A 19,035-nucleotide genomic window follows, 5' to 3' on the forward strand; every position below is an offset into this window, starting at 1 on the left:
TACACGTGCTCCGCCGCCGTACCGATCGTTCCGGCGCGTCAATACTCCTTCTCGTAGAAAACGCCGGCGCCGCCGCCTTCCGAACCCGCTTCGCCGCGCAGCTTGACACCGCGGCCGACGTCGAGATTGATGACGGCCTTGGCGCCTTCGTCCGAACTCTGTTGCAGTTCGAGATAGGTGCGATCGTTGATGTAGCGGCCGGCCCGGAACACCGCGCCGCCGCCGTCGTCCGTGGAAACGTCGAGATCGTCGACGCCGAGCTTGTTGCGCAGGCCATCGAACAGGGACCCGCCTTGTCCTCCGGCAAGCTGCGCCACAGCGCTGGCGAGCTGCGCGATCTGCACGGCCGACAATTTGGAAAGCGATCGGTTGAAGATCAGCTGGGCAAGGATTTCGTCCTGCGGCAGGGCCGGGGACGAGCTGAAGGTGACGTTGGGGCTGTTGGCAAGGCCCGCGACGTTGACGGTGACGGTGGTCGAGCCGGCCGTCGAGGTCGCATCGAGATCGAGCGCGGGGATGAGGTTGCCGCCGAAGGTGATGGTCCCCTCGGTAAAGTCGATCCGTTTGCCGAGGATCTCCAGCCGCCCGCGCTTCATCTGGAACCCGCCGGTCACGGCCGGGCTCGCCGCAGTTCCGCGGATGACGAGATCGCCGCCCAGTTCGGCATCGACGCCGCGGCCGCGCACGAAGATGCGGGAGGCCGCAACCGTCATGTCGAAGCCGATGCCGCCGCTCTTCTGGGTGGTGCCGCCATCGCCGGCATCCTTCTGCACCTCCGCCTGCATGCGGCGCACGTCGGCCGGCGCATTGCGATGCTTGATGTTGATCTCCGACAGGGAGGCCGGAAGCTTTTCGGGGATGGTGATGGATGCCTTGGGAATGACGACGCGGCCGCTGAGGATCGGCGATCCGGTCAGAGGTCCGGTGAGTTTCAGCGTGCCATCGAGGTTCGCGGTCAGCAGGCTGCCATCGACATAGGTTGCCTTTGCGAGGCGGATGTCGAGATCGGCCGGGAAGCCCGAGCTCGGCTCGATGCCGATCGTGCCGGTGACGGCGAGAGAGCCGCCGGTCGAGAGCGTGCCTGTCAGCCGTTCGATCCGCGCCTGCTGTCCCGCCAGCACGACATTGGCGGTGAGGCCGTTGATCGAGAGGTTGCGGCGCGCATCGAGAAGGCGTGCGCCGGAGGTGGTCACCGAGCCGTTGACGATCGGGGCGGAGACGGCGCCGGAGATCGCCGCATCGACTTTGGCCGTTCCGGTCAGCACGAAACCGTTCTGCGCGAGGATCGGGCCGAGCAGCGAGAAGGGCAGGTCGCCGTTGAACTTCATGTCGATCGGCCGGTTTCCGGTGACCCCGAGCCGTCCGCCGCCCCTGAAGGCAAGCCCGCCACCGCCGCGAATGTCGGTGTCCAAGGTCACGCTATTGTCGGCAAAGCCGCCCTTCGCGACGATGGTCAGCGCGCCGACGCCGGCAGATTTTGCCTGGGCGACGGTGGCATTGGCCCAGCGCAGGTCATAGGTGACATTGGGTGCCGACGCCGTGCCCTTGGCGACGATCGAGCCGTCGATCGTCCCGTCCGCGCCGAGCGTCGGCGAGACGGTATTGATCAGTCGGGCGGGAAGGCGGTCGAGGCGGACGGAGAGGTCGAGCGTGTCCCCAGCCGTGCCGGTGACCGCAAGCGTGCCGCCGGACGCGCCGATGCGCAGATCGGAGACGCGAACCGTGCCGTTCTCGATGATGATGGTGGAGGGCGCAGCAAGCTTGAGGGCGATCTGGCGCGGGGCGGCCGATAGCGTCGCAAGCCGGACGGTCGTCCGTGCGGCCCCGGTCTCGATCGCGCCGCGAAAGACGAGCGGCGCGTTGTCGTAGACGGCGTCGAGGCGGACATCGGTGAGGCCCGCCTGCTTCTGGTCGAAGGCGAGGTTGAGATTGGAAAGGCGGTTTGCCCCTTGCGCGATCGTCTCCACCTTTGCCGTGCCGCGGATGGCCAGAGCCTTCAGGTCATCGACGGTGATGTCGGCCTCCGGCTTTGTGATGACGAGATCGCCCCGTTTGATGCCCGAGCCGGAGGCCTTCAGCGCGAGGGATGTCTTGCCATTGGTGCTGGCAATGGTGGCAGAGCCCGCAAGATCGCCCGATGCCCGCTCGCCGGCCATCGCCGCGATCAGGCCGACATCCGGCAGGTTGAAGGTGATGGTGCCGTTCGGCTCGTAGGCCTCGGTGAGGTCGATGCTGCCGTCCAGCCGGTTGTCGCCGATGCGGGCGGCAAGTTCGGGGATGCGGATGCGTCCGTTCGTCGTTGCCAGCTGCGTGCGGATGTCGATCGCCTGGCCGCCGAGCGCGCCGGTGGCGGTGATCGCGGCCTGCGGGTTTTCAGGGTCGGCGGTCACGGTGGCAGCGGCTACGAGATCGCTCAGTGTCCTCCCGGCGAGCGTCGCACCGCTGGAGCGGACCTCGGCCTTGACGAGAGGACGCTCGACCGGGCCTGTCGCGTCCAGCGTGAAGCGGGCACTCCCCTTGGCGTCGGCGAGGACCTTGCCGAGATCGGGCAGCGTGCCGGCCGTTGCCGCCGTCACTTGTCCATCGACAAGCGATAGAGAGCCGTTGGCCGTGATGGTGCCCGACTCCACCGCGATGTTGGTGACGTTGAGAGCCCCGGCTGCATCCCGCGTGACGTTTGCCGAGAGCGCGAGGTTGGTGTCGAACCGCGACGCGAGCGCTGCGGGCAGGGCCGCCGGCGGCGCGCTGAGGCGCAGCGCAGCGCGCAGGCTGCTGTCGCCCATCTGGAAGCGACCGTTGACGGCACCGTCGAGACCGGCGCTGTCGATGGTGACGGGATCGAAAGCGACCGCATCGGGCGCCACGGTGATGGTTGCATCGAGCTTCAGGGGGCTCGGCAGGAGACGGCCGAGATCGGCATTGACGAAGCGGGTCGCGCCGGCGTCGATGCTTGCGCGGATCGCCCCCTGGCGGCCCGTGATGTCGAAACGGTCGCTGTGGGCGACGACGCCGACCGTCTCGAGCCGACCCTGCGGGACGGCGACGTAGGCGAGCTTGCCCTTCACGTCGATGACGGCGCCGGTCATGGGTCCGCGAGCGGTGATATCGGCCGTCGAGATGGCGACGCGCGCCTCGCCGCCTTCGATGGGTTGGGCATATTCGACGGCGGGGTTGCCGCGCACGGCGACCGTCACGTCGAGCGTCTGGCCGACGAGGCCGGTCACGCTCGCCGTGCCGCCGGGAAGCTGGATGGCAAAATTGTCGAGGCGAACGCCGCCCTGATCGAGTGCCAGCGTCTTCGGATCGGAGAGTTCGAGCGGGATGCCGCGCGGGGCTGCGTTCAACGACTGGATCGTGAAGGACGGCGCGCCACCCTGCGTGGTCACCGCGCCTTTCAGCGAAAGCGGCGCATTGTCGAAGGTGCCGTCGAGCGCGATGGTCGTGTCGGCGCCCAGCTTGTTCAGGGTGATCGTTGCGCCTGTGGCGCGATTGGCGCCCTGGCCGAGCGAATCCGCCGTGATCTTGCCCTCGACGGTGAGGTTCTTGAGGTCGCTGATCACCACTTGTGCGCGCGGCTGGACGATCGAGAGGTCGCCGCGCGACAGGCCGCTGCCAGTGGCATCGATCGCAACGGAGGTCTTGCCGTCGCGGCTGACGATATCGGCCTTGCCGGCGAGGTCGCCGGCCGCCGTCTGGCCGGCCAGCGATGCGAGGGCACCGACATTCGGCAAGGCGAAGTTCAAGGTGCCGTTCGGTTGAAAGTCCGGCGTGAAGGTGAGTGCGCCGGTGATCCGGTTTTCCGCCACCGTCGCCTCGAGCGCCGGAATGGCCAGCCCACCGTTTTCGGAGGTAAGGTCTGCCGTTGCCGTGACCGTCTGGCCATCGACCGCGCCATTGGCTGTGAGCTTGCCGACCGGCAGGCCGCCCCGCAAGGTGGTATCGGCCCCGATCGTCAGGCCGGTGACGGACTTTCCGGCAAGGGTCGCCTGATCGGTCTTGGCTTCCACCTTGATGCCCAGCGCGCTCAACGGGCCGGAGATGTCCGCGGCGACGGTGGCGCGACCGCTCGCATTGGCGGCAAAGGCGCCAATGTCGGGAACGGTGGCGTCGATCCGCCCGGTCAGGCTTCCCGACTGGAGGGCAAGATTGCCCGTGGCGTCGAGCGTCGGCGCCTTCAGCGACAGGCCGGAGAGCGACAGGGCACCATCGGCGCCCGTTTCGATCCGTCCATCGAGCGTGACCGGGCCACCTGTGCGGCTGGCGACGGCCGGCGGCAAGGCGTCTGCCGGTGCCGTCAGGCGAAGATCGGTGGCAAAGGTGCCGTTCGTCAGGTCGTAGCGGCCGGTGAGGGTGCCGTCGGTTGCTGCGGTGTCGATCGTCAGCGGATCGAATGCAATGGCGTCCGGGCGCACGTCGAGGCGACCGTCGATCGTCAGAGGCCCCCGGATGAGACGGTCGAGATCGGCATTGGCGAGCCGCGTCGCACCCGTCGTCAGCGAAAGTGTGACGGCACCGCTGCGGTCCGCGATATTGAACGCATCGCTATGCGCCTTGAGCGCCGCCGTCTCGACGGTTCCTTGCGGCAGCACGGCGCGATCGAGTGCGGCATTGAGATCGAGCACGGCAGAGCGGGCGTCGCCGAGGAGGGACAGATCGGCCGAACGAACGGCAAATTCGGCCGTGCCGCCGGCAAGCGGCAGGCGCAGGGGCGCGGGGCCATCGACGCCGGCAAGCGTCACCTTGAGGTCGTTCTTGCCGACCGTGCTCACGGTACCGGCCGCATTGATGTCGATCGCCGCGGTGGAGATGCGACCGCGATCGATGCGAAATGCCGTGCCGTCCTGCAGGGCGGCCGCGATGTCGATCGCGGTCGTGCCCTGGAACAGCGGGCGCAGGCTTTCCGGCAGGAGGGCCGCGAAGGTGCCACCGCCATTGAGCGCCACCGTCCGATACCCGTCCGGCGCCAAAGTGTGGGCACCGTCGAGCTTCAGGACCTCCTGGCCGTCGAGGGCGGCGGTCGCGGTTCCGGTCCAGCGCGACAGCGGGCCATCGCCCGTCAGGCGAACGGTGACGGCGGGCTCGCCGGGCAGGCGCAGGGCGCGGGCGAGCATGCCGCCCTTCGGCTCATCGATGCTGGCTTCGAGCTTCAGCGCGTTGGCGGCGGGGTCGTAGACGATATCGGCGAGGGCCTTTGCATCCGGCCGGTCGCGCTGGGCGACGGCGACCGTCGCCGCGATGCTGGAGTTCGTGGCATTGACCGTGCCACCCGCGTTCAACACCTGATCCTCGCCGGCAATCGCCTTGCCGATGACCACTTCCTTGAGGTCGAAGCGGTCGATCTTCACGTCGAGAGGCAGCGCGAAGCTGGAGCGGACCTCTTCCGTCTGCTGCGAGGGAATGGGAAGGCGGTCGATGCGGATGTAACCGGCTTTGAGGCTTGCGGCGTCGAAACGCTTGGAGAACAGCGCGGTCGGCGTCCAGTCGAGTGTCAGTTCGCGGATTTCGGCGTAGGCGCCCTTGCTGTCGTAGAGTGCAATGGAACCGGCCTTGAAACTGCCGGTGAGGAGCGCGCTCGGATCATTGATCTGGACGATCTGGTCCGGCGTCGAGGCGTATTTCTCGATCAGGTTCCCAACCATGCGGGCGCCCGGCGCCGTGAAGCCCGCAAACAGCACGAAGGCCAGCGCGAGGACGACCACGAGGCCGAGGAGATAGGCAAAGCCGCGCAAGGCGATCGAGAAAATCCGTGTCATCGTCTGCTCCATGCCAGGTCGGCGTCTCGCCCTGGCTGCTCGAGCCTTTCGGTGAATGTCGGTTCACGGAAAAGGCTCTATCTCTCTGCCATTGCCATATCGTCTCAAGTCAGAGCGAACTTGCCCTGCCGAGGTGCTGTCTCGGTCGTCATCATGTCCCCGACGCCTATGTCGCGATCATGTCATTGCAACGGCAGCGTGCCGCCGGGGACGGCCGAGACAGGCTCCGCTCGACCCTTGGCCGACGTTTAGAACGTCTGGCCGATCCCGGCATAGATGCCGTAGCGCGTTCCCCCCTCATAGGGGTTCAGAGGCACGGCAAAATCCACGCGAATCGGTCCGACCGACGTCAGGTAGCGCACGCCGATGCCGGCGCCGATCTTGACGCCCGAAAAGTCCGGAACCGTCTTGGCCGACACGGTCGCGGCATCGATGAAGGGCACGACGCTGATCGTCTTCGTCACGCCGATGCGGGCTTCGACATTGGCATTGACGTAGGAGCGGCCGCCGAGAAGGTCGTTGTCGGCATTGCGCGGGCTGATTTCCTGATAGGAAAAGCCGCGCACCGTGCCGCCGCCGCCCAAGAAGAAGCGGCGCGTCGCCGGAATGTCGTCCAACCCGCCATCGGCCGCGATGGTGCCGGCGCCGAGACGACCGGCCAGGACGTATTTGTCGTCTTCGCCAAAACCGAGATAGCCGGTGGCCGAGCCTTCGAAGGTCGAGAAGAACGTCTGGCCGTAGATATCGTAGCTCGGCTTGATGCTGAGCGTCGCCCGATAGCCTTCGGTCGGGTTGAGCTTGTCGTTGCGGGCGTCGCGGACATAGTCGAGCGGGATGGACGGCGTGAGATAGGTCCGCTCTCCGAACGCGTCCTCGATGTTGTTCCAGGCGAGTTCCGCACCGACCGAGACGGTATCGACCTCGGACAGTTCGTAGGCGATGCCGACGGCGCCGGTCACCACCTGCGCCTTGTAGGCATCGGGATCCATCAGAGACGCCTTCACGCTGGCGGTCAGCGTCGAATAGGGATCGAAGACGCCGGGCTTGGTGAAGAGGATGCCGGCGGTATAGTCGAGATCGGTGATCTCCTTGGTCTCGCCCAGCCGGTCGATCGAGCCTTCGATGCGCAGCGATTCGGCCTCGCCGAACAGGTTGCGATGCCCCCAATATCCCTGGACGCCGAAACCGTCGGTCGACGAAAACTTGGCGCCTGCGCCGAAATAACGGTGCTTGCCTTCGGAAACCTCGATCGTCAGCGGCAGCGAGCCGTCCGGCGCCAGCTGCTCGGCCTCGCGGATGGTGATGCTGGAGAAGACGCCGAGCTGGCGCAGACGCTCGGAGGCCTTGCGCATTTCCTCCGGCGAATATTGCCGGCGGGTGTTGAGGCGCGAGTAATCCGCGATGAAATCCGCGTTGACCGTGCGTGCGCCCTTGATGGCGACGGCGCCGAACGGGGCGACCGGGCCGCCTTCCGCGCCGATCGTGACATCGACCGTGTTGGTCTTGTGATCGGCGACGGCGGTGCGCGTTTTCAAGGTCGCGAGCGGCCTTCCTTCCGTCTTCAGGTCCTCGACGATCTTCTCTCCGGCCTTGATGATCAGGGTGGAGTCGGCGCGGTTGCCCGGCTCAAGCGCATAGACCTTGGGGTCGCGCCCGCCTGCATCGCTTTCGAGAAGAATGTTGCCGAAGGTGAAAACCGGGCCGGGATCGACGGTGATGACGACCGGAATAGGCGCCCCGGCGGGAAAGACCGGGTCGGGCGGAAGGCTCTCGAGCGCCTTCCCGGCGACCGTCACCTGCACGGTGCCGCCATAGCGGGCCTTTTCGTAGAGCGCCGCCAGCAACCGGTCGCGGTCGTCCCGGGCCTTGATGGCGAGGCCGAGATTGCCGGACACGGGCTTGTCCTTGTCTTGCACCAGCCGCGAGCTGCCGGACAGCGCGCTCTTCAGCTCGTCGTCCTCCGTGCCCTCGTTCAAGGTCACGGTATAGGTCACGGGATCGATGACCTCGGCGGCTTCCTCGTCCTTGTCCTTGCCGAAAAAATTGATGCCGAACAGCTTGAACGCAGCGGCGTCCTGCACGGAGACGGGCCCGCACAGCGCGAGCGCGGCGACGCCGAGGGCTAGGCCGGCCTTACGGTACGCGAGACTGAAAGTCGGCAAACGCATTCGATTCCGCATCCCGTGTCGGCTGACAGTCCTGTAGCGATCGCCCACGGAAAGCGATGCCGTCTCCTCAAACGTTTGCACGCTTGCGATGTCCCATGACACTACACATCCTCGTGAACGGGATGAAGTCTCCAACGCCTCGTGACGTGAGAAACCGTCGTTAGTGTGACGTTACAGAAACAAAAGCCCCGCCGGAACGGGGCTTTTGCGTTACGTGTCCTGTCGAAGGACCGTTACCTGCGCAATCAGCGCGGGCAGTCGTCGATGTAGCGGCCGCCGTCGCGGTCGCGGTAGTAGCACTGGCCCGGCTGTTCCGAGACATTGCCGATGACGGCGCCGGAAACGCCGCCAATGGCCGCACCCACGGCCGCGCCACGGACATTGCCCGTCACGGCGCCGCCGATGACCGCACCCGAGACGGCGCCGATACCGGCACCCTTTTCCGTCTGGCTGCAGCTTGCAACCGTCATGGCGAGAACCGCCAGCACAATGGCTTTCTTCATACGCATCTCTCCTGTTGGGACGTGACGATGATCGACCGCCGCGTCCGACGTGAGTCTTCAAATGGCAGAACCCTGCCGTTTCCCGAACCTTAACCAGAGAAGTTAAATGCGACCTACCGAAAGTCCAATCGGAGGCCATAAAAAACGTCCCTAACGGAATGGACGACAGTTATGATGAATAAAAGCTGAAGACCACGAACCCGATCCTCGCTTCCGTCACGTCGACTTCGACAGGGTTGGTCGCGATATCGTGTCACAGGTCTGTTTTCGGTCCCGGTCTTGACTTGATCCGGAGGAGAGTGGAATGAAATCTTCACGATAATCTGGAACCATTCAAAACAAAGCCCAGACTGCCGCCCGAACGAAGGGTGTGCGCCGCCGGCATGGATTTGGTTCGATCAAGAGACGGGCAAGGGTCTGGAGACACGCATGAACTTCGAGCACTTCTTCAGATCGGAACTGGACGGTCTTCACGCCGAAGGCCGCTACCGCGTCTTTGCCGATCTCGAGCGCCAGCGGGGCGCGTTCCCCAAGGCGCGGCGGCATACGGCGGACGGCGTCAAGGACGTGACCGTCTGGTGCTCGAACGACTATCTCGGCATGGGCCAGCATCCCAAGGTGATCGATGCGATGAAGCAGGCGATCGACCACTGTGGCGCGGGTGCTGGCGGCACCCGCAACATCTCGGGCACGACGCACTACCATGTTCTGCTGGAGCAGGAACTTGCCGATCTGCACGGCAAGGAGTCCGCGCTGCTGTTCACCTCCGGCTACGTATCCAACTGGGCCGCCCTCGGGACGCTCTGTTCGCGCATCCCCGGCATCATCGTCTTTTCGGACGCCGGGAATCACGCCTCCATGATCGAGGGCATCCGCCATGCCAAGTGCGAGCGGGTGATCTTCAAGCACAATTCCGTGGCCGATCTCGAGGCGAAGCTGGCGGCGGCCGATCCGGCGGCGCCCAAGCTGGTCGCCTTCGAATCGGTCTACTCCATGGATGGCGACATCGCCCCCATCAAGGAAATCTGCGACGTCGCCGAGCGCTACGGCGCGATGACCTATCTCGACGAGGTGCATGCGGTCGGCATGTACGGTCCGCGCGGTGGCGGCATCGCCGAGCGCGAGGGGCTGATGCACCGGCTCACCGTGATCGAGGGCACGCTCGGCAAGGCCTTCGGCGTGATGGGCGGCTATATCGCCGCTTCCGCTGCGCTCTGCGACTATATCCGCTCGTTCGCCTCGGGCTTCATCTTCACCACCGCCCTGCCGCCGGCGCTGGCCGCCGGTGCGCTCGCCTCCATCCGTCACCTGAAGGAAAGCCAGGTCGAGCGCTTCGCCCACCAGGAACGGGTGCGCCGGTTGCGCTCGGCGCTCGATCGCAACGGCATTCCGCATCTCCCCAATCCGAGCCATATCGTGCCGGTGATCGTCGGGGATGCGGCCAAGTGCAAGTGGATCTCGGATCTGCTGCTCGACAATTGCAACATCTATGTCCAGCCGATCAACTATCCGACCGTACCGAAGAAGACCGAGCGCCTGCGCATCACGCCGACGCCGCTGCATTCGGATCATGATATCGATCATCTGGTCGGCGCGCTGCATCAACTGTGGTCGCGTTGTGCGCTGGCGCGGGCCGTCGCCTGAGGCGGCTGGCCGGCACGAAACGCCCGTTCGGCCCGTCCCGCATATTCCGCTTCGCAGCCTTCGGATTCTGATCTAGAAGACGCAGATCGGGGAAGAGCAGGGGACGGATGATGATGATGGAACTGATCTGGCGCGGGCTGGCGCTCGGTGTGGGCGCAACGCTTGCCATGGATCTCTGGGCGATCCTGCTCGCCGCGGTCTTCGGGCAGCCAAAGGCCAACTGGGCGCCGGTCGGACGTTGGTTCTACCATGCCGGTCGCGGCCGGCTGTTTCACGACTCCATCAGCGATGCCGCACCCTTTTCCAACGAGACTGCGCTCGGCTGGATCGGCCATTACGCCGTCGGCATCCTTTATGGGATCATGCTTGCCTTTTTCGTCGGTCTCGACTGGTTCAGGACGCCGACGCTGATGCCGGCTCTGGTTTGGGGCATCGTTACCGTGGCGGCGGGCTGGTTCCTGCTGCAGCCGGGGCTCGGCCTCGGCATCGCGGCCTCACGGCTGCCGAACCCGAACCGGGTGCGGGCCCTCAACCTTGCCGCGCATGTGGTCTTCGGGCTCGGTCTTTACGCGACAGCGCTGCTCATTCGATAGGTCATCGTCGTCCCCTTCAGGCCGCGGCGCGGATGTCGATCGCCTCGACCGCAAACCGGCGCGCTGCCGCATCGCCGGCAAAGACGTCGTCCATGTCGGCGGCGGCCGGCCAGTCGATCATCCGCTCCATCACCGTTTCCGCGATATCGGCCATGTCGAGAAAGCCGAGCCGCCCGTCCACGAAGGCCTCGAAGGCTGTCTCTTCGGCCGCGTTCATGGCGGCGCCCTGCAGTCCGCCCCGCGTCAACGCGGTGCGGGCGAGCCGGAGTGCGGGAAAACGGGCCTCGTCGGGCGCCTCGAAATCGAGCCGCGCGAGCCTTGCGAAATCGAGCCGCTCGACATTCAGCGCCGGACGCTCGGGATAGGTCAAGGCATAGCCGATCGCCGTGCGCATATCGGGCGCCCCGAGCTGGGCGAGCACCGAGCCATCGGTATAGCCGACCATGGAATGGATGATCGATTGCGGATGGACGATCACCTCGATCTGCTCCGGCGCCACATCGAACAGGTGCTTGGCCTCGATCATCTCCAGCGCCTTGTTGAACATGGAAGCGCTGCCGATCGAGATTTTCAGCCCCATGGACCAGTTGGGATGGGCCCGGGCGACCTCGGCCGTCACGCCCGCCATCGCTTCGCGCGACCAGGTGCGGAACGGTCCGCCGGACGCGGTGAGGATGATGCGCTCGACCGCGTGGCGCTGGTCTTCCTCCAGCGCCTGGAAGATGGCAGAGTGCTCGCTGTCGACCGGGATGAGCCGCCCGCCGCCCGTTGAGACGGCGTCCACGAAGAGAGCCCCGGCCGAAACCAGGCATTCCTTGTTGGCGAGCGCGATATCCGCGCCGCGGCGCGCCGCCGTCAGCGTCGGGGCGAGGCCGGCCGTGCCGACGATCGCCGCCATGACCCACTCCGCTTCGCGCCCCGCCGCCTCCTGCAGCCCGCTTTCGCCGGCCGCAACCGCGATGCCGGTGCCGGCCAGCGCCGATTTCAGTTCGGCATAGCGGCTCTCATCCGCGGTGACCGCCAGCCGCGCGCCGACAGCGCGGGCCTGCTCGCAGAGAAGCGCGATATTGCCGTTTCCGGTCAGAGCCTCCACCACGAACCGCTCCCGCCCTCCCAGCTGCGCCACCACGTCGAGCGTGCTGCAGCCGATAGAGCCCGTGGACCCGAGAATGGTGATGTGATGATGCTCAGACTTCGTCATTCCGCTTCCGTCGACCTTACTGTTCAAGCGTCAACGTCGTACAAGCGGAAAAAATCCCAAACAAGGCTTAACCTCGCAGGGCGTCGCAAGGACCGTCCGAATTCGCCATGGAGAGTGGTGATCCCGACTGGACTCGAACCAGTGGCCTACAGATTAGGAATCTGTCGCTCTATCCACCTGAGCTACGGGACCGTGGTTTGCATCCTTACAAAAGCTTGCCGGGGAAGCCAAGAGGTTTGGCGGAGATTGCGGTTTGGCGGGGATTGGCGATTTGGATGGGTCGTCGGCGTGTGTGGCAGGGCTTCAAACGTGGGGGCCGGGATGATATGCAGGCCCGCCTGCGCTTTTCCGCAGGCGGTATGGTCTGCAGGCTGGGATGGCCTTGAGGCCAAGATGGGGGCGTGATGTTTATCGGGATCGACTGGGGCGGCACCAAGATGGAAGTGGTGGCGCTGGATGAAGCGGGCGCGCTGCGGGCGCGCGAGCGCGTGCCGACGCCGACCTCCTATGATGCCTGCCTCGATGCCGTGCGGTCTCTGGTGCACGCGGCCGAGGCTGCTGCCGGCGCTCCCGGCAGCGTCGGCATCGGCATTCCCGGCAGTCCCAACCCGCGCACCGGCCTCGTGCGCAATTCCAACGCCGTCATCCTCAACGGCCGTCCGCTCGGGCGCGATCTCGAGGTCGTGCTCGGCCGTCCCGTGCGGATTGCCAATGACGCGAACTGCCTTGCGGTTTCCGAGGCCGTCGATGGGGCTGGCGCAGGGGCCGAGACGGTGTTCGGCATCATCATCGGCACAGGCCATGGCGGGGGGCTTGCGATCGGGCGGAAAGTGCATGCCGGCTTCCAGGGCGTTGCCGCCGAAGTCGGTCACTATCCGCTGCCCTGGATGCGGCCGGAGGAATATCCCGGCCACCGCTGCTGGTGCGGAAAGACGGGCTGCCTGGAAAAATATGCCTGCGGAACCGGCGTCGAACTCGATTACCGCCTGACGACGGGACGCGAGCGCCTGGCGCGCGACATTATTTCCGACATGCGCGGCGGGGACGCCGTGGCCCGCGGCGTGTACGAGCGCTTTACCGACCGTCTGGCCCGCAGCCTGGCCCTTCTGACCAATGTCGTCGATCCCGATGTGTTCGTGCTCGGCGGCGGCATGTCGAATGTCGACGAGATCTATGACGACCTGCCGGGTCTCGTCGCGCAGTACATCTTCGGCGATTCGTTCGAGACGCCGATCCGCAAGGCGGTCCATGGGGACAGCTCGGGCGTGCGCGGCGCCGCATGGCTCTGGAAGGAATAGACGGATGACGGCTTCCCTTGACAATGACATCGCCCGCGTCGCCCATCAGGAGACGACGCTGACCTTTGCCCGTTTCGACGCCGATATCGCCTGGGCGATCGGATCGCGGCTGCGCGATCTGGCCGTGGCCGACCGTCTCGGCATCGTCATCGATGTCAGCCTGTTTTCCATGCCGCTGTTCTACGCGGCGCTGGAGGGGACCTCGCCCGACAACGCGAACTGGGTTCGCCGCAAGCGCAACTGCGTCGCCCGCTTCTTCCGCAGCAGCTATGCCACCGGGCTTTCGCTTGCCCGCGACGGGCGCAGCCTGCAGGACAAGTTCGGGCTCTCCGAGGCGGATTTCGCGGCGCATGGCGGCAGTTTCCCCATTACGGTGACAGGGGCCGGCTGCATCGGGGCCGTCACCGTTTCCGGCCTGCCGCAGCGGCAGGATCATGCGATGGTGGTCGAGGCGCTGGCGGCCCATCTCGGTCACGATCTCGCAAGCCTCCGCCTCGACGCCTGAGTCGCTCTTCCATTTCTTCTCCGCAAAGGTGCCGTCCATGGCCGTTTCCGCGCTTTCCGCCTCGCTTGAACATTGGTTGACCGAACAGGCCCTGCCGCTCTGGCGCGCTAAGGGTTTCGTCGATCCGGATGGCGGTTTCGTCGAAACGATCGACCTCACCGGCCAGCCGACGCGCGCCAATCTGCGCTCCCGCGTGCAGCCGCGTCAGACCTACTGCTTTGCGGAAGCGGGCCTGCGTGGCTGGACCGGCGACTGGCAGGGGGCAAGCACCGGCGGCCTTGCTTTTTTCGATCGGGTCTTCCTGCAGCCGAGCGGTTTCTACGGCGCGCTTGCGGATGCCGACGGAACACTGCTCGATCCGTCCTTCGACATCTACAATCAGGCTTTCGCTCTGCTCGCCTTCGCCTATATGGCGCGCGCCTTCCCCGAGCGCCTCGCCGAAATGGCGGAAAGAAGCACAACGCTGAAGGCTCGGCTTGAGGACTGGTGCAAGCACCCGGTCGCCGGTTTCGAGGAGGACAACCCGCCGCGCCTGCCGCTCTGCTCCAATCCGCATATGCATCTCTTCGAGGCCTGCCTTGCCAGCGAAGAGGTCGAAGGCTTCGACCAGGTCGGCTGGACCAATCTCGCCGACGAGATCGCCTCGCTCTGCATGGACCGCTTCATCGATCCGCAGACCGGCGCCCTCCGCGAATTCTTCGACCATGACTGGGCGCCGATGCCCGGAGATCTCGGTCGCGTGGTGGAGCCGGGGCACCAGTTCGAATGGGCCTGGCTGTTGCTGCGCTGGGGCGAGCGACGCGGCGATGCGGGTGCGATCGTCAAGGCACGGCGTCTGTTCGAGATCGGCGAGGACCACGGCATCTGCGCGACGCGCAAGGTCGCCATCATGCAGCTCAACGACGATTTTTCCGTGCGCGACCCGCTGGCGCGGCTCTGGCCGCAGACAGAGTGGCTGAAGGCCGCGATCCGGCTGGCGGCGCTCAGCGAAGGCGAGGCGCAGGCACGCTATCTCGGCTCGGCCGAACGGGCGATCGCAGCCTTGAACCTGTTCCTGGATGTGCCCGTGAAGGGTCTCTGGCGAGACAAGCTGCCGGAAAGCGGCGGCTTCATCGAAGAGCCCGCCCCGGCCAGCACGTTCTACCACATCCTCTGCGCGATCTACGAACTGCAGGACTGCCTTGCACGCATCGGAAAGTAACATATATTGACATAAATATATCTTTATGTCACTCCGGAGCCTGTCCAGCAGGCGAAAGGTTGTCCCATGTCCGCCATCACGGCCCTTTTCGGCGAACCGTCCCCGGCGCCAGACGGCACCGAGGTCGCCCGCGCTTTGCGCCAGGCTGCATCCGAGCGCATCCTCATCATGGATGGCGCGATGGGCACCGAGATCCAGACGCTCGGCCTGACGGAAGACCATTTTCGTGGCGAACGCTTTCAGGGCTGCGAGTGCCATTTGCAGGGCAATAACGACCTTCTGACGCTGACGCAGCCGGCAGCGATCGAGGATATCCACTATCGCTATGCGCTGGCGGGTGCGGATATTCTGGAAACCAACACGTTCTCCTCCACCACCATCGCGCAGGCCGATTACGGCATGGAAGACGCCGTCTACGAGCTCAACCGCGACGGTGCACGGCTTGCCCGGCGCGCCGGACTGCGCGCGCAGGACAAGGATGGCCGCCGCCGGTTCGTGGCGGGCGCGCTCGGGCCGACCAACCGCACCGCGTCGATTTCGCCGGATGTCAACAATCCCGGCTACCGCGCCGTCGGCTTCGACGATTTGCGCCTTGCCTATGGGCAGCAGCTGCGCGGGTTGATCGACGGCGGCACGGATATCGTGTTGATCGAGACGATCTTCGACACGCTGAACGCCAAGGCCGCCGTGTTTGCGACGCTGGAAGTGTTTGCCGAGCGCGGCATCACGCTGCCGGTGATGATCTCCGGCACGATCACCGACCTCTCGGGCCGCACGCTTTCCGGCCAGACGCCGACGGCCTTCTGGTACTCGCTGCGCCATGCGCGGCCCTTCTCGATCGGGCTGAATTGCGCGCTCGGGGCCAATGCCATGCGACCGCACCTGGCCGAACTGTCCGGCGTCGCCGATACGCTGATCTGCGCCTATCCGAATGCCGGCCTGCCCAATGAATTCGGCGGCTATGACGAAAGTCCGGACGAAATGGCCGCACAGATCGCCGGATTCGCGCAGGACGGCCTCGTCAACATCGTCGGTGGTTGCTGCGGCTCGACGCCGGCGCATATCAAGGCCATCGCAGAGGCCGTCGTCGGGCATGTCCCGCGCCCCTCTCTCGACAATGCCTCCCTTGACGGCAACGCACAGGCGAGGCTCTGACCATGGCTCCTTTTCCACCCCGGCAGATCCCGGCCGTCGCTCCGCAGATGCGGCTCTCCGGGCTGGAGCCTTTCACGCTGACGAAGGATATTCCCTTCATCAACGTGGGGGAGCGCACGAACGTCACCGGCTCGGCGAAATTTCGCAAGCTGATCACGGCCGGCGATTATGCCGCGGCGCTCGATGTCGCCCGCGACCAGGTGGCGAACGGTGCGCAGGTCATCGACATCAACATGGACGAAGGCCTGATCGATTCGAAACAGGCGATGATCGAGTTCCTCAACCTGATCGCCGCCGAGCCCGATATCGCCCGTGTCCCCGTGATGATCGACAGCTCCAAATGGGAGGTGATCGAGGCCGGGCTGAAATGCGTCCAGGGCAAGTCCATCGTCAACTCCATCTCGCTGAAGGAAGGCGAGGAGAGCTTTCTGCACCAGGCGCGGCTGTGTCGGGCCTATGGCGCCTCCGTCGTGGTCATGGCCTTCGACGAGCAGGGGCAGGCCGACAGCCGCCAGCGCAAGGTGGAGATCTGCACCCGCGCCTACCGCATCCTCACGGAGGAGGTCGGCTTTCCGCCCGAGGACATCATCTTCGATCCGAATATCTTCGCGGTGGCGACGGGCATCGAGGAGCACAACAATTACGGGGTCGATTTCATCGAGGCGACGCGCGAGATCGTCGCGACCCTGCCGCATGTCCACATCTCTGGCGGCGTGTCCAACCTGTCCTTCTCGTTTCGCGGCAACGAGCCGGTGCGCGAGGCCATGCATGCGGTGTTCCTCTACCACGCCATCCAGGCGGGCATGGATATGGGCATCGTCAATGCCGGGCAGCTGATCGTCTATGACGCGATCGAGCCGGACCTGCGCGAGGCCTGCGAGGACGTCGTCCTCAACCAGCGGCCGGACGCGACGGACCGGCTGCTGACGCTGGCCGAGAGGTTCAAGGGGGCGGCCGGCCGCGAGGCGAAGGAGCGCGATCTGCGCTGGCGCGAATGGAGCGTGGACAAGCGGCTGGAACATGCGCTGGTCAACGGCATCACCGAATTCATCGCCGACGATACGGAGGAAGCGCGGCTAGCCGCCGCCCGTCCGCTGCATGTCATCGAGGGGCCGCTGATGGCCGGCATGAACGTCGTCGGCGACCTTTTCGGCGCGGGGAAGATGTTCCTGCCGCAAGTGGTCAAATCGGCCCGCGTGATGAAGCAGGCGGTCGCCGTGCTCCTGCCTTACATGGAGGCGGAAAAGCTCGCCGAAGGCGGCGAGGCACGTCGATCCGCCGGCAAGGTGCTGATGGCGACCGTCAAGGGCGACGTGCACGATATCGGCAAGAACATCGTCGGCGTCGTGCTTGCCTGCAACAATTACGAGATCATCGATCTCGGCGTCATGGTGCCTGCGACCAAGATCCTTGAGGTGGCCAAGGCGGAAAAGGTCGACATTATCGGCCTCTCCGGTCTGATCACGCCGTCGCTCGACGAAATGGTGCATGTCGCCGCGGAAATGCAGCGCGAGGGCATGAACCTGCCGCTGCTGATCGGCGGGGCCACGACCAGCCGCGTGCATACGGCGGTCAAGATTCATCCGCGCTACGATCTGGGGCAGGCGGTCTACGTCACCGATGCCAGCCGGGCGGTCGGCGTCGTGTCGAACCTGCTCTCGCCCGACGCGCGCGATCCCTATATCGAGACCATCCGGGCCGAGTATCGCAAGGTGGCCGATGCGCATGCCCGTTCCGAGCGCGAAAAGCAGCGTCTGCCGCTGGAGCGGGCCCGGGCGAACCGTCATCGCGCCGACTGGGCGGCCTATCGCCCGACGCGCCCCTCCTTCCTCGGGACCCGCGTGTTCGACGGCTGGGACCTCGGCGAACTCGCCCGCTATATCGACTGGACACCCTTCTTCCAGACCTGGGAGATGAAAGGGGTCTATCCGAAAATTCTCGATGACGAACGCCAGGGAGCGGCAGCCCGCCAGCTCTTTGCCGATGCGCAGGCCATGCTGGCGCAGATCATTGCGGAGAAATGGTTCGCGCCGAAGGCCGTGATCGGCTTCTGGCCGGCGGGATCCACGGGCGACGATATCCAGCTCTTCACGGACGAGACACGCGAGACGTCGCTTGCCACCCTGCACACGCTGCGCCAGCAGATGGCCAAACGCGATGGCCGGGCGAATATGGCGCTTGCCGACTTCGTCGCGCCGACGGAAAGCGGTGTGGGCGACTATGTCGGCGGCTTCGTGGTCACCGCGGGGATCGAGGAAGTCGCGATCGCCGAGCGGTTCGAGCGTGCAAATGACGATTACGCCGCGATTTTGGTCAAGGCACTAGCCGATCGCTTCGCCGAGGCTTTTGCCGAACGGATGCACGAGGTCGTGCGCAAGGAGCTCTGGGGCTATGCGCTCGACGAGGCCTTCGAACCTGAAGCGTTGGTTGCGGAGCCCTATGCCGGCATCCGTCCCGCGCCGGGCTATCCCGCGCAGCCGGATCACACCGAAAAAACCACGCTCTTCGACGTGCTGAACGCGGAAGACGCGATCGGTGTCCGCCTGACGGAGAGCTTTGCCATGTGGCCGGGCTCCTCGGTGTCCGGCCTCTATATCGCGCACCCCGACGCCTATTATTTCGGCGTCGCCAAGGTTGAGCGGGATCAGGTCGAAGATTACGCGCGTCGAAAGGGCATGTCGGTGCTGGAGGTCGAGCGATGGCTGGGGCCGATCCTGAACTATGTCCCGAAGCCGGCGGAAGCGGCCGAATAGGGAGGTCCGTCCGCGCCTCGCACAATCCGTCAGTCTCTCTTCAACGACGCCCGTGCTTTCGCTCCGGGCGTCGTTTTCGTCCGTGGAATCGGGTTTCGTGGATTTGTGTGTCGAATTCCCGTAAGATTACAGTCACTTGTCAGTTTTATGAAGTTTTCCCGCCACCCCCTGTTGACGAAGCGGTGAAGTGGGATCTATAAACCGCACACCAACGAGGGCGGCGGCGCTGCTGGCGACCGACGAACTCGCTCTGAAGTTTCT

Annotated in this window: 9 protein-coding genes, 1 tRNA gene and 1 pseudogene; 6 read left to right on the forward strand and 5 right to left on the reverse strand. The window is 65.4% G+C overall.

The window, feature by feature from the left end; genetic code table 11:
• Positions 1-38 precede the first annotated feature (38 nt).
• The 3 genes from C8J36_RS12965 to C8J36_RS12975 form a co-directional block, all read right to left on the reverse strand.
• Positions 39-5,753 (reverse strand): translocation/assembly module TamB domain-containing protein, encoded by a 5,715-nt coding sequence (locus tag C8J36_RS12965; RefSeq protein WP_165915042.1) that lies wholly within the window; start codon positions 5,751-5,753, stop codon positions 39-41.
• 248 nt (positions 5,754-6,001) lie between these two features.
• Entirely contained in the window at positions 6,002-7,921 is a 1,920-nt protein-coding gene (locus C8J36_RS12970) for an autotransporter assembly complex family protein (RefSeq protein ID WP_132535422.1), read from the reverse strand.
• Positions 7,922-8,166: 245 nt separating this feature from the next.
• Positions 8,167-8,424, reverse strand: coding sequence for a YMGG-like glycine zipper-containing protein (locus C8J36_RS12975; RefSeq protein WP_062477987.1), 258 nt, complete (start codon positions 8,422-8,424; stop codon positions 8,167-8,169).
• A gap of 429 nt (positions 8,425-8,853) precedes the next feature.
• On the opposite strand from C8J36_RS12975, the gene hemA reads away from it, so the two are divergent.
• Positions 8,854-10,068, forward strand: a complete 1,215-nt coding sequence (hemA, locus tag C8J36_RS12980; RefSeq protein ID WP_132535424.1) for a 5-aminolevulinate synthase — start codon at positions 8,854-8,856, stop codon at positions 10,066-10,068.
• A 113-nt stretch (positions 10,069-10,181) separates the two neighbouring features.
• A complete protein-coding gene (locus tag C8J36_RS12985) occupies positions 10,182-10,661 on the forward strand; it encodes a DUF2938 domain-containing protein (RefSeq protein WP_132535480.1) in 480 nt (159 codons plus the stop codon).
• A gap of 16 nt (positions 10,662-10,677) precedes the next feature.
• Here the strand turns inward: C8J36_RS12985 and dxr are convergent, their stop codons facing one another.
• On the reverse strand, positions 10,678-11,862 hold the full coding sequence (gene dxr, locus C8J36_RS12990; RefSeq protein ID WP_132535426.1) for a 1-deoxy-D-xylulose-5-phosphate reductoisomerase: 1,185 nt from the start codon (positions 11,860-11,862) through the stop codon (positions 10,678-10,680).
• Positions 11,863-11,977: 115 nt separating this feature from the next.
• A tRNA-Arg gene (locus C8J36_RS12995) sits at positions 11,978-12,054 on the reverse strand.
• Positions 12,055-12,266: 212 nt separating this feature from the next.
• Between C8J36_RS12995 and C8J36_RS13000 the strand changes: the two genes are divergently transcribed.
• From C8J36_RS13000 to metH, 4 genes and pseudogenes are all read left to right on the forward strand, one after another.
• Positions 12,267-13,160, forward strand: a complete 894-nt coding sequence (locus C8J36_RS13000; RefSeq protein ID WP_132535482.1) for an ROK family protein — start codon at positions 12,267-12,269, stop codon at positions 13,158-13,160.
• 4 nt (positions 13,161-13,164) lie between these two features.
• A complete protein-coding gene (locus C8J36_RS13005; RefSeq protein WP_062596242.1) occupies positions 13,165-13,665 on the forward strand; it encodes a heme-degrading domain-containing protein in 501 nt (166 codons plus the stop codon).
• Between the two features lie 37 nt (positions 13,666-13,702).
• Positions 13,703-14,866, forward strand: a complete 1,164-nt coding sequence (locus C8J36_RS13010) for an AGE family epimerase/isomerase (RefSeq protein WP_132535428.1) — start codon at positions 13,703-13,705, stop codon at positions 14,864-14,866.
• Between the two features lie 66 nt (positions 14,867-14,932).
• A pseudogene (gene metH, locus C8J36_RS13015) lies at positions 14,933-18,774 on the forward strand (methionine synthase).
• Positions 18,775-19,035 lie beyond the last annotated feature (261 nt).

Origin of the sequence: Rhizobium sp. PP-F2F-G48 (genome assembly GCF_004342335.1) — a bacterium.
Classification (GTDB): Bacteria; Pseudomonadota; Alphaproteobacteria; order Rhizobiales; family Rhizobiaceae; genus Ferranicluibacter.

Coding starts and splice junctions, on each gene's coding strand:
- hemA (WP_132535424.1), top strand. CDS start 8,854: ATGAACTTCGAGCACTTCTTCAGATCGGAACTGGACGGTCTTCACGCC.
- dxr (WP_132535426.1), bottom strand. CDS start 11,862: ATGACGAAGTCTGAGCATCATCACATCACCATTCTCGGGTCCACGGGC.
- C8J36_RS12970 (WP_132535422.1), bottom strand. CDS start 7,921: ATGCGTTTGCCGACTTTCAGTCTCGCGTACCGTAAGGCCGGCCTAGCC.
- C8J36_RS12975 (WP_062477987.1), bottom strand. CDS start 8,424: ATGAAGAAAGCCATTGTGCTGGCGGTTCTCGCCATGACGGTTGCAAGC.
- C8J36_RS12985 (WP_132535480.1), top strand. CDS start 10,182: ATGATGGAACTGATCTGGCGCGGGCTGGCGCTCGGTGTGGGCGCAACG.
- C8J36_RS13005 (WP_062596242.1), top strand. CDS start 13,165: ATGACGGCTTCCCTTGACAATGACATCGCCCGCGTCGCCCATCAGGAG.
- C8J36_RS13000 (WP_132535482.1), top strand. CDS start 12,267: ATGTTTATCGGGATCGACTGGGGCGGCACCAAGATGGAAGTGGTGGCG.
- C8J36_RS13010 (WP_132535428.1), top strand. CDS start 13,703: ATGGCCGTTTCCGCGCTTTCCGCCTCGCTTGAACATTGGTTGACCGAA.
- C8J36_RS12965 (WP_165915042.1), bottom strand. CDS start 5,753: ATGACACGGATTTTCTCGATCGCCTTGCGCGGCTTTGCCTATCTCCTC.